Origin of the sequence: Bartonella phoceensis (assembly GCF_902825145.1) — a bacterium.
GTDB lineage: Bacteria > Pseudomonadota > Alphaproteobacteria > Rhizobiales > Rhizobiaceae > Bartonella > Bartonella phoceensis.
In genome coordinates, this window is the sequence record NZ_CADEAD010000001.1 from 258,808 (window position 1) to 272,971 (window position 14,164).

At 37.9% G+C, this 14,164-nt stretch carries 13 protein-coding genes; 9 read left to right on the top strand and 4 right to left on the bottom strand.

Annotated elements, in window-relative coordinates:
• The first annotated feature begins 6 nt into the window (after positions 1-6).
• The 4 genes from J7R07_RS01225 (at position 7) to J7R07_RS01240 (ending at position 2,255) form a co-directional block, all read left to right on the top strand.
• Positions 7-765, top strand: coding sequence for a F0F1 ATP synthase subunit A (locus J7R07_RS01225; protein WP_208435297.1), 759 nt, complete (start codon positions 7-9; stop codon positions 763-765).
• Positions 766-819: 54 nt separating this feature from the next.
• The gene (locus tag J7R07_RS01230; protein ID WP_006589457.1) at positions 820-1,050 is read left to right on the top strand and encodes a F0F1 ATP synthase subunit C; all 231 of its coding nucleotides are present in this window, start codon (positions 820-822) and stop codon (positions 1,048-1,050) included.
• A 132-nt stretch (positions 1,051-1,182) separates the two neighbouring features.
• The gene (locus tag J7R07_RS01235) at positions 1,183-1,749 is read left to right on the top strand and encodes a F0F1 ATP synthase subunit B (protein WP_208435115.1); all 567 of its coding nucleotides are present in this window, start codon (positions 1,183-1,185) and stop codon (positions 1,747-1,749) included.
• Between the two features lie 11 nt (positions 1,750-1,760).
• Positions 1,761-2,255 carry a F0F1 ATP synthase subunit B gene (locus tag J7R07_RS01240; protein WP_208435116.1) on the top strand — a complete coding sequence of 165 codons (495 nt, stop codon included), beginning with the start codon at positions 1,761-1,763 and terminating at the stop codon, positions 2,253-2,255.
• Positions 2,256-2,942: 687 nt separating this feature from the next.
• Here the strand turns inward: J7R07_RS01240 and glyS are convergent.
• From glyS to J7R07_RS01260, 4 genes are all read right to left on the bottom strand, one after another.
• Positions 2,943-5,165, bottom strand: coding sequence for a glycine--tRNA ligase subunit beta (glyS, locus tag J7R07_RS01245; protein WP_208435117.1), 2,223 nt, complete (start codon positions 5,163-5,165; stop codon positions 2,943-2,945).
• The gene (locus J7R07_RS01250) at positions 5,165-6,109 is read right to left on the bottom strand and encodes a glycine--tRNA ligase subunit alpha (RefSeq protein WP_208435118.1); all 945 of its coding nucleotides are present in this window, start codon (positions 6,107-6,109) and stop codon (positions 5,165-5,167) included. The genes glyS and J7R07_RS01250 overlap by 1 nt, the downstream gene beginning before the upstream one ends.
• A 105-nt stretch (positions 6,110-6,214) precedes the next feature.
• Positions 6,215-7,906, bottom strand: coding sequence for a tetratricopeptide repeat protein (locus tag J7R07_RS01255; protein WP_208435119.1), 1,692 nt, complete (start codon positions 7,904-7,906; stop codon positions 6,215-6,217).
• A gap of 95 nt (positions 7,907-8,001) precedes the next feature.
• Complete coding sequence (locus J7R07_RS01260) at positions 8,002-9,078, bottom strand: polyprenyl synthetase family protein (RefSeq protein WP_208435120.1); 1,077 nt, start codon at positions 9,076-9,078, stop codon at positions 8,002-8,004.
• A gap of 198 nt (positions 9,079-9,276) precedes the next feature.
• Here J7R07_RS01260 and J7R07_RS01265 point away from each other — a divergent pair, with 198 nt between their 5' ends.
• From J7R07_RS01265 to J7R07_RS01285, 5 genes are all read left to right on the top strand, one after another.
• Entirely contained in the window at positions 9,277-10,068 is a 792-nt protein-coding gene (locus J7R07_RS01265) for a tRNA1(Val) (adenine(37)-N6)-methyltransferase (protein WP_208435121.1), read from the top strand.
• 186 nt (positions 10,069-10,254) lie between these two features.
• On the top strand, positions 10,255-11,100 hold the full coding sequence (locus tag J7R07_RS01270) for a S49 family peptidase (protein ID WP_208435122.1): 846 nt from the start codon (positions 10,255-10,257) through the stop codon (positions 11,098-11,100).
• 255 nt (positions 11,101-11,355) lie between these two features.
• Positions 11,356-12,273 carry a 4-(cytidine 5'-diphospho)-2-C-methyl-D-erythritol kinase gene (locus J7R07_RS01275; protein ID WP_208435123.1) on the top strand — a complete coding sequence of 306 codons (918 nt, stop codon included), beginning with the start codon at positions 11,356-11,358 and terminating at the stop codon, positions 12,271-12,273.
• Positions 12,274-12,563: 290 nt separating this feature from the next.
• Complete coding sequence (locus J7R07_RS01280) at positions 12,564-13,205, top strand: ribonuclease HII (RefSeq protein ID WP_208435124.1); 642 nt, start codon at positions 12,564-12,566, stop codon at positions 13,203-13,205.
• The gene (locus J7R07_RS01285) at positions 13,202-14,164 is read left to right on the top strand and encodes an L-threonylcarbamoyladenylate synthase (protein ID WP_208435125.1); all 963 of its coding nucleotides are present in this window, start codon (positions 13,202-13,204) and stop codon (positions 14,162-14,164) included. The genes J7R07_RS01280 and J7R07_RS01285 overlap by 4 nt, the downstream gene beginning before the upstream one ends.

Sequence of the window (14,164 nt, forward strand, 5' to 3'; positions counted from 1 at the left end):
GTTAAAGTGACATCGCACGCTCCAGATCCTATCCATCAGTTTGAGGTTTCGCGGCTAATTAAGATTTCTATAGGAAATATGGATTTGTCGTTTACAAATGTATCATTGTTTATAGTGGCTACAGTTGTTCTAACCTCAGTTTTTCTCTTTATTTCATCATCAAGTCGCGGGTTGGTTCCAACACGAATGCAGTCTCTTTCAGAAATGGCGTATGAATTTGTAGCGTCAACTTTGCGAGAATCATCTGGTGTGCAGGGAATGCAGTTTTTTCCTTTAGTTTTTTCCCTGTTTAGTTTTATTTTGGTTGCTAACTTTATTGGCCTTTTCCCTTATTTTTACACGATTACTTCTCAAATTATGATCACATTTTCGCTGGCGATGTTGGTAATCTTGACGGTGATTTGCTATGGTTTTTATAAACATGGGACCAGTTTTTTGAAACTGTTTGTTCCCAGTGGTGTACCGGTGATGATTTTACCTCTTGTAACGATGATTGAGGTTATTTCTTTTCTTTCTCGTCCTATCAGTCTTTCACTTCGTCTTTTTGCTAATATGCTTGCTGGTCATATTACCCTCAAAGTATTTTCTGGTTTTGTTGTCTCAATGATTGGGGTAGGGGTCGTAGGTATTGGCGGTTCGATTTTACCACTTATTATGACCGTAGCGATTACCGCTCTTGAATTTTTGGTTGCATTTCTTCAAGCTTATGTCTTTACGGTTTTAACTTGTATGTATCTTAATGATGCAGTTCATCCAGGACATTAATAAAACTGGCGGTTTTCCGTCAAATGGTGCAATTTCGCTTTAAAGGAGAATAATATGGAATTAGTGCTTGCAGCAAAATATATTGGTGCTGGTCTTGCTTGCTTTGGTATGGCAGGGACAGCTTTGGGTCTGGGAAATATTTTTGGTAGCTATCTTTCTGGTGCATTACGCAATCCATCAGCAGCCGATAGTCAATTTGGCCGCCTAGTCTTTGGTTTTGCTGTTACAGAAGCTTTGGGTATTTTTTCACTGCTCATTGCTTTGTTACTTCTTTTTGCGGTTTAATCGGCTTTAAGAAGGGTATGTCGATTTTCTATACGAGAGGTAGGCATACCCCTTTGGCTTTAGTAGAAGAAACATGAGTTAATTGTCATCAGTTTAAAGAGCTTTAGTAAGTTGTTTGAAGGATAAAAGAGGATGTTGGTTTCCGGCACTTATGAACAGACCACTAAAACATCGATAGGACATATCAAGAATGCAGCAGAGCATGTAGATCGTGTATTTCCACCTTTCGATTTTGTACATTTTGGTTCACACCTTTTTTGGTTGGTAATTTCTTTTGGGCTTTTTTATCTCTTCATCTCTCGTGTGATTGCACCACGTATTGGCGGTGTTATTGAGACACGTCGGGATCGAATTGCATCTGATTTGGATCAGGCAATGCGTATGAAACAGGAAGCAGATACCGTAGTTGAAACTTATGAGCGCAAATTAGCAGAAGCCCGTTCTCAGGCGTATGTTATAGCCCAGGCTGCTGGTGAGGAAATAAAAGAAAAGGCTGAGCTTGAACGAAAGGAAATTGAAGCAAGTTTAGAGAAAAAGTTAACAGATGCTGAAAGAAAGATAGCGAAAATACGAGATAAAGCTATGCAAAATGTTGGCTCAATTGCTGAAGAAGTAGCCCTTGAAATTGTAAAAAAATTGATTGATGTTGATGTTAACAAAGAGTCAGTTCGTTCAGCTATTAAAGCTGCAGATTACTAAAGGATATAAAAATGACTGATACTTTTTGGGCTTTTGTTGGGTTAGTTCTTTTTTTGGCTCTTTTAGTCTATTTCAAAATTCCGCAGATGGCTGTCTGTCACCTTGATGCACGAGCAAAACGTATCAAAGATGAGCTTGATGAAGCTCTTCGTCTTCGTGAGGAAGCACAAGAGGTGCTTGCTGAATATCAGCGCAAACATGTGGAAGCAGAGAAGGATGCCCAAGAGATTATTGCAGCAGCTAAGCATGAAGTTGCAGCTGTTATTGCTGAAGCTCGTACAAAAGCAGAGGAATATGTAAAGAATCGCAATAAATTAGCAGAACAAAAAATTGCTCAAGCAGAAGCTGATGCGATACGTATGGTTTCTTCATCTGCAATCGATTTAGCGGTTTCTGTTGCCCGTACGCTTATTACAAAAGAGTTGGATTCTAATAAAGCAAATGAACTTATTAAAGAGTCTCTTAGTGAAGAATCCCTTATCAAGGTGAAAACGTATCTTAATTAATGGTAATTGAGGCATTCAAAGAATTGATCCTTCAGCAGTAGAGCTTCTTTTCAGTGCTGAGAGTGTTGTTTCTTTTAGCCTTATCTTGTGGTATTCATTTGTATACTTAGTTTTAAAGAAAAATGTCTGCGGTTCTTAATATCATTTTTCAATTATGATTCATTCATATGACTTTTATAAAAGTGTGTGTGCGATGTTCATTAATGCTGCCTGTGTGAAGGGTTATAAGGCAGGATATCAAAGGGTATCATTGTTTTTACTTTTACTTTATGAAGGTACAAGGGTAGAATCTTCATTTTGTAGTTTGGTTTAAAATGTTGTGATTGCTCTTGCATTTAGACAATACATAAAGGCCGTATTTATTCTTTTCTTAAATAGTTTTGTCTATATTCTTCCCCTTGTGAAGTGTAAGTAGACGGTTTTCTGTTCATATTGAGAGAGTTTAAAGTAGGGGAGACTTATACTATATTCTATTTTAATATGTAAAACGATAGATTATCATTGTAAATCAATATATGTCTATTTTATGATTTGCACGGCTTTTTTATGAATTGTTATTTATACTATAAATTCTACAATGACTTAAAATTGTTTCAAACCTTATATTGGAATTTTCTCAGAATGTTTCATGCTAAAAAAGAGAAGAATTTTATTTTATCATTTTTCCAATTTATAGAGTATTTCATTTTAGATTATAAGTTTTGAGAAGTCTGCTACCGCTTCTATAATGATACGGATACGTTTGAGAAGAGCGAGACGGTTGGTGCGAATACTGGGATTTTTATCATTCACCAATACTTTTTCGAAAAATGTATCGATAAATTTTCCAAGCGGTGCCAATGTATTGAGTGTGTGGGATAAGTCTGCTGCACTGATGTGATCAGGAATCTTGCTTTCTATTTCAATGATTGCTCGATAGAGTTGTTTTTCTTCTGTTTCAATAAAAAGCCCAGAATTAATTTCGTTTGTTGTTATTGTATCTCTTTGGAACTCATTTTCAAGAAGGTTTGCCGTGCGTTTCACAGCGGCTAAAAAACTGCTTCCATCATCTGTATTGATAAAAGCAATGAGTGCTTCGACGCGACGTGTGACTGATAAAAAATCATCAACATCTTCCTTTAAGACTGCTTCAATAGCATCATAACGAACGCCTTCCTCTTTTAGATAGATTTTCAAACGTTCATGGAAAAAAGCTAACAGATCTGATAAAATATGTTCTATTTTTTCTAGAAATAGATTGTGCGCTTGCATATCTTCTTTGTGATATATCTCATATTTAATTTTTTGTTGTAGGAAAAGGTTTGCTGCCAAATGAAGCAGTGGCATAAGATTTATTTTCCAGTCATGCAAAAGTACAAGTCTAATAATTCCCAATGCTGCCCGCCTTAATGCATAGGGATCTTTTGAGCTGGTTGGTTTTTCATTAATCAGCCAAAAACCAACAAGCATATCAATTTTATCGGCTAGTGCAATTGTTATAGCAAGAGGTTCTTTCGGAATACGATCTGTTGGTCCTAGGGGTTTATAGTGATCTTCAATTGCTTCAGCTACGCGAGGATCTTCGCCCTGAAGAAGGGCATATTTTCGTCCCATAAGTCCTTGTAATTCAGGAAATTCTCCGACAACTTCGGTTTGCAAATCAGCTTTTGCGAGCACTGCTGCACGTTTAGCTAACAGTGGATCTGCTTGTACCAAAGGGGCAATTTTTTGTGCTAGGACTACGATACGCTCTACTCTTGCACCCTGCGTACCTAATTTTGCATGAAATGTTACATTTAAGTGATCAAGTCGTGCCATTCTTTGATCGAGAGGTTTTTTTAAATCAAGATCAAATTTTTTGACCGAAGATTCCAAGTGTTTTATATCGGGCAAATCACGCTGGTCTGTTTGCCAAAAATAGAGTGCGTCAGAAAGACGAGCGTGGACGACTCTACTATTTCCCTTAGAAATTTCTTTTCCTTCATCACTTGCAAAGATATTAGAAACGAGAATAAAATGATGAGAAAGTTTAGTCTCTTCGCCTTGTTTACGGGTTACAAAACATTTTTGATTAGCGCGAATGGTTAAGCGAATAATTTCTGGAGGAATATCAAGGAAAGATTTGTCAAAACTCCCCATAAGCACAACAGGCCACTCAACAAGTCCGGCGACTTCTTCTAAGAGAGCATTATCTTCAACCAATTCTAAACCGTTTGCAAAGCAAAGATTTTGAGCATCTGCCGAAATAATATTTTTTCGCCTTTCTGCATCGAGAATAACTTTGTGGGTTTTAAGTTTGGTAATATAATCCTCAAAGCGACGGACTTGAAAGGGGGTTCCATCACTTAAGAAGCGATGACCATAGGTCATATTATTACTTTTGAGAGAACCAACGGTAAATGGAACGACATATGTTTCACCAATTTCTGGGCCGAAGATGCAAAGGATGTTTTGTAAAGGTCGAATCCACTTTAATGCTCCACTCTTTGCTGAATCTTTGCCCCAACGCATAGATTTTGGCCATGGAAAGTTTCGAATAATATTCGGTAAAATATCGGCAATAATTTCTTCTGCCTTTCGACCTTTCTTTATGATTTTAGCGATATAAAAATCACCTTTTTTACTATCGTGCGCAATGTGTGCTTCAGAAATATTGCTCAGTCCTGTTGAGCGTAGAAATCCATCAATAACATGCTGTGGTGATTTTGTACTAGGACCTCTCCGTTCTTCATGGATATCTTTTGAGCGTATAGAAAGACCGCGTATGTCTAATGTTAGTCGACGAGGTGTCCAATACTCACGAGCAGCTTTATAGGTCAAACCTACATCTATAAGTTGATCTGTAACAGATTTTTTGAGATCTGCCGCAGCTTTTCGTTGCATGCGTGCAGGGATTTCTTCGCTGAAAAGTTCAAGAAGGAGATCGGACATTAGGCTTCTCCTTTAGTGTGTATTTGACCAGCTCCTGTAAGTAAAAAAGCTTCTCCACAGCGGCGTGCAAGATCGCGAACACGAAGAATATAACTTTGTCGCTCAGTTACAGAAATGACGCCACGTGCTTGCAAAAGATTAAAGATATGGCTGGCTTTAATACATTGATCATAGGCTGGAAAAACACACAGATGTTGACTATTCTTTTTATTTGGTTTTCCAGCTTCAAGGAGTGCAATGCATTCGCGTTCTGCATCAATAAAATGCTGGTGTAGCAGTCTGGTATTAGCAAATTCGAAATTATAGTATGAATATTCCTGTTCTGCTTGTAAAAAAGCATCTCGATAACTTATTTTGTTTTCTCCATCCAAACCATTAAAGTTAAGATCATAGACGTTATCAATACCCTGGATATACATTGCTAAACGCTCAAGCCCATAGGTAAGTTCTCCTGAAACTGGAGCACACTCAATGCCACAAACCTGTTGAAAATAAGTAAATTGAGAAATTTCCATTCCATCGCACCAGCATTCCCATCCGAGCCCCCAGGCGCCGAGTGTTGGACTTTCCCAATCATCTTCAACAAAGCGAATGTCATGAAGTTTTGTATCAAGACCGATGGCTTGTAACGACTTGATATAAAGTTCTTGTAAATTGAGAGGAGAGGGTTTGAGGAGCACTTGGAATTGATAATAATGCTGTAAACGATTTGGATTTTTACCATATCGCCCATCTGTTGGGCGTCGAGAGGGTTGGACGTAAGCCACTTTCCAAGGGCGTGGTCCCAGTGAGCGCAGTGTTGTGGACGGATGAAAAGTTCCAGCCCCGACTTCTATATCATAAGGTTGCAAAATCGCACATCCATAACAGGCCCAATAATTTTGCAAAGTTAAAATAAGTCCCTGAAAAGAACATTTAGGATTAAGATATTCAGGCAATTTCACGCTTTATACTCTTTAATGTTTGACCATAGATAGTGACCAAAAGAATTTCAGCCTCTATATACTTGTCTATTGTTTCATGTGCTTATGGTCAAGCATCGTTGTTGATTATAAGCCAAATTTCAATTTTTTTCGGATTTTATCGGAGTCTTTTGCTTCTCCATCAATTGCATGATTCCACTGAAATATTGCTTCACGTTTACGCCCAACTTGCCAATAAGCATCACCTAAATGATCGTTTAATGTTGGATCCTCAGGTTGCAATTTAACAGCATTCTCTAATATTTGCACAGCCTTGTTATATTGTTTGAGTTTGTAATAGGCCCATCCCAGAGAGTCTAGAATGTAACTATTTTGCTCCTGTAATGTAGAAGCTTTTTGCAGCATATGAAGTGATTCTTCAAGTTTTTGATCACGATCAACAAGTGAATAGGCTAGATAATTAAGGACTTGCGGTTGATTGGGGAAAAATTCAAGTGCTTTTCGCAGATCAATTTCAGCTTTTTGCCATTGATCTAACCGTTCGAAAGCAATACCACGCTGATAAAAGAGCTTCCAATCATCTCGTTGAAAATTTTTTATTTGTGTAATAGCCTGATTCAGGGTTTGGATAGCTTCAACAAATTTATTATCTTGTATATAAAAGGCAGTTAACGTTATCAGAATAGGACGATCATTAGGGAAATTTTTCTTTAATGAGGTCAGTAATTTGATAGCTTCGTTGTAATTATTGTAATCTGCAAGCAGAAATGCAAGTTGAAGCTGTCCATCTCTATAATAAGGAGATTTGGGTGGTAAAGCTTGGTAAAGTTTAATTGCTTGATGAGGATCGCCTAATTTAGCAGAAAGATGTGCGAGTTGAAACAGTGTTGCGTCATTTTGAGGACATAAAGCAAAAGATAACTGATTGAAAATACGGGCAATTCGTCCTGAGTTTTTGTGATTGAGGGTTGTTCCAAAGTTGTATAATACTTCACCTGCTCCTTGTTGAGGTGTTTTAACTAATCTTTCTAAGGAAGCGCTTTTTTCAATTTTTTCTCGGATATTTTTGAGCACTTCTCGGCCTGATAACATTTGTTCGCCGTTCAGAAGAGTCTGAAGAGCTTGATTACGCATATTATGGCGCAATTGGAATGAAGCATAAGCTATGATAATACGTTCATAAGTATTAGGAGCTATAAGATTCCCTTGTTTATTATTGAGCGCTTGAATAAAATATTTTTTTGCAGTTTCTTTATGTTCCGCAAGATCGTTCATAAGTGCGAGATGATAATGTATGAAAAGGTCATACCAACCAGGTCCTTTGAGCTTTTCAAGATCAGCGATTGCCTGGGATTTTTGTCCAGATCCGAATGTTATCCACGCACCGATGAGTTCAGCTATTGGGTTATTAAGTGCAGGAGGATCTTTTAATTGTAGAAAAAGCTTGGCATTTTTATAGTCTTTTTTGATAAGACTTTCTACAGATAACGCTAAGGAAACAAAAGGAGTTGTAATACCTTGCGCCTTTAGTTTTTGGGCTTGTTCAATAGCTTCTTTAAAGGTTCCTATGGAAAGCATGGCCTCAAGGAGTTCTTTTTGTGTTTCTATGTTATCAGGTTTATAAACGAGCGCTTGCTTAAAATAATCTATGGCAAGATCTGTTTTATTTTCATGATTTGCAACTCTCCCAGCCAGATAAGCACCTGTAAATGAAGACGCATTTATAGGGGCGTTTATTTTACTGTAGGTAGTGGATGACATCAGCATGACACCCGCAATAAAAAGGGTAAAAAAGCGGGATATTGTTGCACTGCACATAGAACTCATCCTTTTCAAGATAATCAGTCGTTTTTGTGGTTTATAGATCATATCCGATTACTTTGTTAAAAAATATTGTGATTTTTACAAATAATTCAGTTTATACGCGCAATACAAAAGTCAACAGTTTCAATAAGAGCTTTGTAAGCAAGGTTTTTATTCATTGATGCAAGAGCGTCGGTTGCACGCGTTCCATAAATGCGTGCTTGTTCTATTGTATCTGTGAGGCTATCATATTTTTCTATCAAGTATTGTGCGTGAGCGAAGGCTTCATTATTATTATTGCCGTTTTCAAGAGCTTGTTTCCAAAATGCTTTTTCTACCGTATTGCTACGTGTGTATGCAAGAATAACGGGCATTGTAATTTTGCCTTCTCTAAAATCATCCCCTATATTTTTTCCCAAATGTTGAGTAGTACCACCATAATCAAGTGCATCATCAATCAATTGGAAAGCTAATCCTAACAATGTTCCATATTCACGCAATGCAAAACGCTCTTTATCTTTATAGCCAGCAATAATTGGCCCCACTTCAGCGGCAGCTGAAAAAAGTGCTGCTGTTTTTGCATTGATGACTTTAAGATAGTCTGAAGCACTGGTTTCTATATTTTTTGCAGCAGAAAGTTGCATAACTTCACCCTCAGCAATAATTGCAGCAGCATTTGCTAAGACTGAGAGCGCTTCTATAGAACCAACATCGACCATCATTTTAAAAGCTTGCCCCAACAAAAAATCACCCACAAGTATACTTGCCTGATTGCCCCAAATCATTCGTGCAGTAGATTTTCCGCGTCGTAAATCGCTTTCATCAATCACATCATCGTGTAACAAAGTTGCTGTGTGCATAAATTCAACTGCTGTAGCAAGTTTTATATGCCCATGATCGTGATAACCAAACATATGAGCGGAAGCTAATGTGATCATTGGGCGTAACCGCTTCCCACCTGATGAAATAAGATGGTTAGAAATTTCCGGGATCATTTCAATCTCCGATTTCGCCATAGAGAGGATGAGTTGATTCACGCGTTCCATATCATGTTGGGTAAGATTGATGAGAGATTGGAGAGACATTTGATTATTTCTTGTTTGATCTTGTTTTGTGGCTACACTCAATGTGTTTACTCCTGGAGTATTACGATGGACAGATATGAGTTTTATTTTTTCTACTAGCATAAAGGGGGTTTTGTTTTGATACAAGCTTTTGATAGCACTTTAAAACAGAAGTCTTAAATGATAACCGGTAAGGAATGTTTTTTAAGCTTGTTTAATATTGTTGTTTTGAAGTTATAGAAAAAATTTGAAACAGCTTTGTTTAAAAAGCATTTGATAGGCAAAAGCACAGTTTACTAAAGATGAACATTAGGTTTTCAAATGGATGAAATAACGAATCAAAGTGATGAAACAATTGACAGCTTTCATCGCGGAAAGTTTTATTTGGTTCAACCACGTAAATATGGTCATCGTTCTGGCATGGACGCTATGTTATTAGCTAGTTTGGTTCCTAATAATTTAAAAGGAAAGGTTGTTGATTTAGGTGCTGGTGCTGGTGCAGCAGGATTAGCAGTTGCTTCGCGCTGTCTGAAAGTTCATGTTACGTTGGTTGAACGATCAGCTTTTATGGCATCTTATGCAAAAAAGACACTTATGCTAAAACAAAATGAAAAGCTCGCTGAGCGAATTTGTTTGCTAGAAGCAGATGTTACTTTGAAAGGCAAAAATCGTTTAACAGCAGGGTTGACAGATAACTCTTTTGATTTTGCTATTATGAACCCGCCTTTTAACAGCCCTGCGGATCGCAAAACACCTGATAAGCAAAAATCTGAGGCACATGTTATGTCTGAAGCGATGTTTGATAATTGGTTGCGGAGTGCGGCAGCAATTGTTAAGCCAGGTGGATGTTTAGGATTAGTTGCACGTCCGCAATCGCTAACTGATATCTTGTATGCTTTAAAAGGGCGCTTTGGTGGTATCTGTATAATTCCTGTTCATGCACGTGCGACATCGGTAGCAATTCGTATTTTATTTTATGCAAAACGGGGAAGCAGAGCGTCTTTATCCGTATTACCTGCGTTGGTTATGCATGAGGATGATGGTCACGCTTTTTCACCACAGATTGATGCAATCAATAACGGACGTATAAGTTTATGGGAACTTTTAAAATGATATCTTGTGTTTTCTGGTTTATTGCTTAAATTTAAAATGAATCTTTATTTTAGGGAGACTTTAGATTTGTGTGAAATTTTATTTTTAATTGCAATGTGGGGATTGATTGGCGCTTTTGGATATTATCGTGTTCTTCCTTTTTGCTGTTCTTGCTTATTTAATACTCATTGAGGAGATATTGTTTTGATGTTTATCAAAAATCTTATTCCGCATCGTTTTTGTTCTAATAAACTCGAAATTCCTGTTGTTCGCCTTCAGGGAGCAATTATAGATTCAACACCATCGATAGCACGCACACTTTCTTTAGGTAAGTGTGCAAATCTTTTAGACAAGGCTTTTGCGTATAAAAAGGCACCGGCTGTCGCAATCATTGTCAATTCCCCCGGTGGTTCGGCTGTGCAGTCGCGTTTTATTTTTAAGCGTATCCGTGATTTAGCAGAAGAAAAGAATAAACAGGTTCTTGTCTTTATTGAAGATGTAGCTGCATCGGGTGGTTATATGATTGCTTGTGCGGGAGATGAAATTTTTGCTGATCCTTCTTCAATTGTTGGTTCTATCGGAGTTGTTTCAGCATCCTTTGGTTTTCCTGATCTTTTAAAGAAAATTGGTGTTGAACGGCGTGTTTACACAGCAGGGAAAAATAAGGTTACATTAGATCCATTTCAGCCTGAAAAGAAGACAGATGTTGAGCATTTGAAGTCTTTGCAACTTGAAGTTCACCAAACTTTTATTGATTTGGTTAAAAAACGGCGTGCAGCAAAGTTATCAAATGATCCAGATCTTTTTACAGGGATGTTTTGGAGTGGAAAGAAAGGCGTTGAACTTGGCCTTATTGATGGATTGAATGATGTACGATCTGTTATTAAGGAGCGGTTTGGGGATGATACCAGGCTTCGCTTAATTACACCTCCAAAAAGTCTTTTAGGGCCTAAAATTCCTTCAGGAGTTGCGGCTTATACAATTTATACCGCAGTTGATAGCGCGTTAATGGCAGCACAAGAACGTGCGCTTTGGCAACGTTATGGTTTATGACTGGGAGTATAATTCGGGAGAGAATCAAGAAAGTAAATAGTTTTACCTAAAAACGGTTGTGAGAAAGAAAAAACTTAAAATGATACGAATGTTTGCATTCAGTTTATTGTGTATAATAGCTTCCCGTGTTTATTGTTTGTTTAGGAAAAGATTACAGAGGACATTACAGAGTGTTTATTGTACAGAGTTTAAGCAAAATACGAGGAAAAGGGGCGCGTTGGTAAAGGATTCTTGTACGGGTGAATATTACGTCAGATGATACAAGATGTACGGGCTTCGTTTAAAAAGCGTTGTTATATATTTACACCCATTAAGTTGAATCTCGCTTTGCATGTTGTTGGGCAACGCGCCGATGGTTATCATTTAATAGAAAGTTTGGTCTATTTTAGTCTCAACGGTGATTGTCTAAGTTATGCGCCTAGTGAAGGCGATCATTTTGTCTTAACAGGTCCATTTGCAAAGGGGCTTGTTTCTTATTCAGACAATCTGGTTATTCGTGCACGTGATTTCATGTGCAAGACATTTCCTAGAAATGCTAAGCCTGCTTTTTTTCAACTTGTTAAAACGTTACCAATTTCTTCAGGTATTGGTGGTGGTTCAGGGAATGCTGCTGGTATTATAAGCATATTACGTCAACAGTGGAATCTTAATTGTTCTTGTGAAAAATTGGCAGAAATGAGCTTAATACTTGGTGCTGATGTACCGATGTGTCTTCTTGCGTTGGAATATCATCAGCCGCTTTTTGTGCAAGGAATTGGTCAAGACATTATACGATTAAAAGAGGCGTGTCCTCTTGCAATGGTGTTGGTGAATCACGGTCAACAGATTGCAACGAAAGCTGTTTTTAAGGCTTTGGAGAAGCACAATCATTCTTCTTTGAAAATTGATCCGGCGGCGCTGAAAACTGTTGATTCATTGGTTGAATCTTTACAAGAAACGCGTAATGATCTTTTTGTATCTGCTTTAAAAATTGCACCTCAATTGTCCGAAGTATTATCTATATTAGATGCGTGTGGTTCTCTTTTTTCTCGTATGTCTGGGTCGGGAGCGACTTGCTTTGGTATTTTTAAAGATCAGCAAGCAGCTCAAAAAGCAGCTCTTTTTATTAAATCGGTACATCCAAGTTGGTTTGTAAAGCCTATCATGACTTTAGGAAAGATTTGTGAGAAGTAAATATAAGGATAAAAATTTTGTTTGGTAACGATTTTATCACATTGAATGGAGCGATTAAGCAATAGAATAAGTATTTTTCTAGATTAAATTGGCAATGCTAGGCTAGGCTAGCATTTTAATAAAGGAAGCAAATAGCAGTGTAGAAGAATCCATATTGTGTTCTTGTATTTTTGTGTTTATGCAAAAGTTTATGAGAATGTTTGAAGGAATATTTTTACTGTAGAGTTTGCGGAAAAGAGGCCATCTGCAAAGATGGATATATGCTTTATTGTATTTGTGATTTATAAAAAATGTTTAATTTATCGTTTCAACCAAATTTCTCATGTGAATTGGATTTGCAGAAACAGGGTTTTTTTCATATAGCAGGTGTTGATGAAGTGGGACGTGGTCCTCTTGCTGGACCTGTCGTGACAGCGGCAGTAATTTTGGATAAAGACCATATTCCTAGGGGATTAAATGATTCAAAAAAACTTTCTATTTTACAACGTAGAAAATTGTATAGCGAAATTTTACAAAGTGCATTAGCGATTTCAGTCGCTAGTCTTTGTGCCCATACAATCGATCAGTCTAATATTAGAAAAGCAACTTTAGAAGCCATGCGTCGCTGTCTTACAGGATTAGCAATACCAGTTCACTATGCACTCATTGATGGACGTGATATTCCTTCTGAGCTACCATGTCCGGCAACTGCTTTAATTAAAGGCGATCAACGTTCGATTTCAATTGCAGCAGCATCTATTATTGCTAAAGTGACGCGGGATCGGATGATGGAATGTGCAGGGCAAGTTTATAAAGGTTATGGTTTAGAAAAACATGTGGGTTATGCAACATTAGCACATCGTACTGCTCTTGATAAATATGGACCAGTTGTGGGATTACATCGTTATAGTTTTGCACCCCTTAAAGGGCGCTACAAGGATGATATTTTATGACAATTCTGCCTCTCAATAGTGCTTCGATAAAGGAGGCGGTTGCACTTCTTGCACAGGGGAAATTAGTCGCTCTGCCGACAGAAACTGTTTATGGATTGGCAGGTGATGCAACCAATGGAAGGGCAGTATCTTCTATTTTTTCTGCAAAGAGTCGTCCACAATTTAATCCTCTTATTGCTCATGTAAGTAGTATCGACATGGCGGAACGCTACGTTGAAATTGATTTTCTTTCACGTCGATTCATGGAGGCATTTTGGCCAGGTCCTTTGACATTGGTCTTACCTTTAAAGATACAGCATAATATCCATCCTTTAACTACTGCTGGTTTGGATACATTGGCTGTCCGTTTTCCAGATAGTCGTTTTGCAGAAATTGTAGAATGTTTTGGTCGACCTCTTGCTGCTCCTAGTGCGAATCAATCTGGACGTCTTAGTCCTACTTCGGCTGAAGCTGTTTTTGCATCTTTAGGGGAGGTTATTCCTTTAATACTAGATGGAGGACCTTGTAAAATAGGTCTCGAATCAACGATTGTTAAGGTTTGTAGTGAAGGTATTTATCTTTTGCGTCCCGGAGGGCTTTCGGCTGAAGAGATTGAAGAAATTGCTGGAAAATCGCTGAAACGGATAGATCCGCGGGCTGCGATTGAGGCACCAGGTATGTTAAAATCGCATTATGCACCAAATGCCGCGATTCGTTTAAATGTGAACAAGGTGGAAAGTAGTGAAGCACTTTTAGCGTTTGGTCGAAAACGTATTATGGGAGCTGAAAATGCTGTTTCTGTTTTAAATCTTAGCGAGAGTGGACAGTTGGACGAGGCCGCTTCTCATTTATTTCAATACATGAGAGAATTGGATTCATTCAAGGTGAGATCGATTGCTGTAGAACCTATTCCATCATACGGATTAGGTGAGGCTATTAATGATCGTCTCATACGTGCTGCGGCTCCAAAGGAAAAATGA

Coding starts and splice junctions, on each gene's coding strand:
- J7R07_RS01230 (WP_006589457.1), top strand. CDS start 820: ATGGAATTAGTGCTTGCAGCAAAATATATTGGTGCTGGTCTTGCTTGC.
- J7R07_RS01240 (WP_208435116.1), top strand. CDS start 1,761: ATGACTGATACTTTTTGGGCTTTTGTTGGGTTAGTTCTTTTTTTGGCT.
- J7R07_RS01270 (WP_208435122.1), top strand. CDS start 10,255: ATGTTTATCAAAAATCTTATTCCGCATCGTTTTTGTTCTAATAAACTC.
- J7R07_RS01285 (WP_208435125.1), top strand. CDS start 13,202: ATGACAATTCTGCCTCTCAATAGTGCTTCGATAAAGGAGGCGGTTGCA.
- J7R07_RS01265 (WP_208435121.1), top strand. CDS start 9,277: ATGGATGAAATAACGAATCAAAGTGATGAAACAATTGACAGCTTTCAT.
- glyS (WP_208435117.1), bottom strand. CDS start 5,165: ATGTCCGATCTCCTTCTTGAACTTTTCAGCGAAGAAATCCCTGCACGC.
- J7R07_RS01260 (WP_208435120.1), bottom strand. CDS start 9,078: ATGCTAGTAGAAAAAATAAAACTCATATCTGTCCATCGTAATACTCCA.
- J7R07_RS01280 (WP_208435124.1), top strand. CDS start 12,564: ATGTTTAATTTATCGTTTCAACCAAATTTCTCATGTGAATTGGATTTG.
- J7R07_RS01275 (WP_208435123.1), top strand. CDS start 11,356: ATGATACAAGATGTACGGGCTTCGTTTAAAAAGCGTTGTTATATATTT.
- J7R07_RS01235 (WP_208435115.1), top strand. CDS start 1,183: ATGTTGGTTTCCGGCACTTATGAACAGACCACTAAAACATCGATAGGA.
- J7R07_RS01255 (WP_208435119.1), bottom strand. CDS start 7,906: ATGTGCAGTGCAACAATATCCCGCTTTTTTACCCTTTTTATTGCGGGT.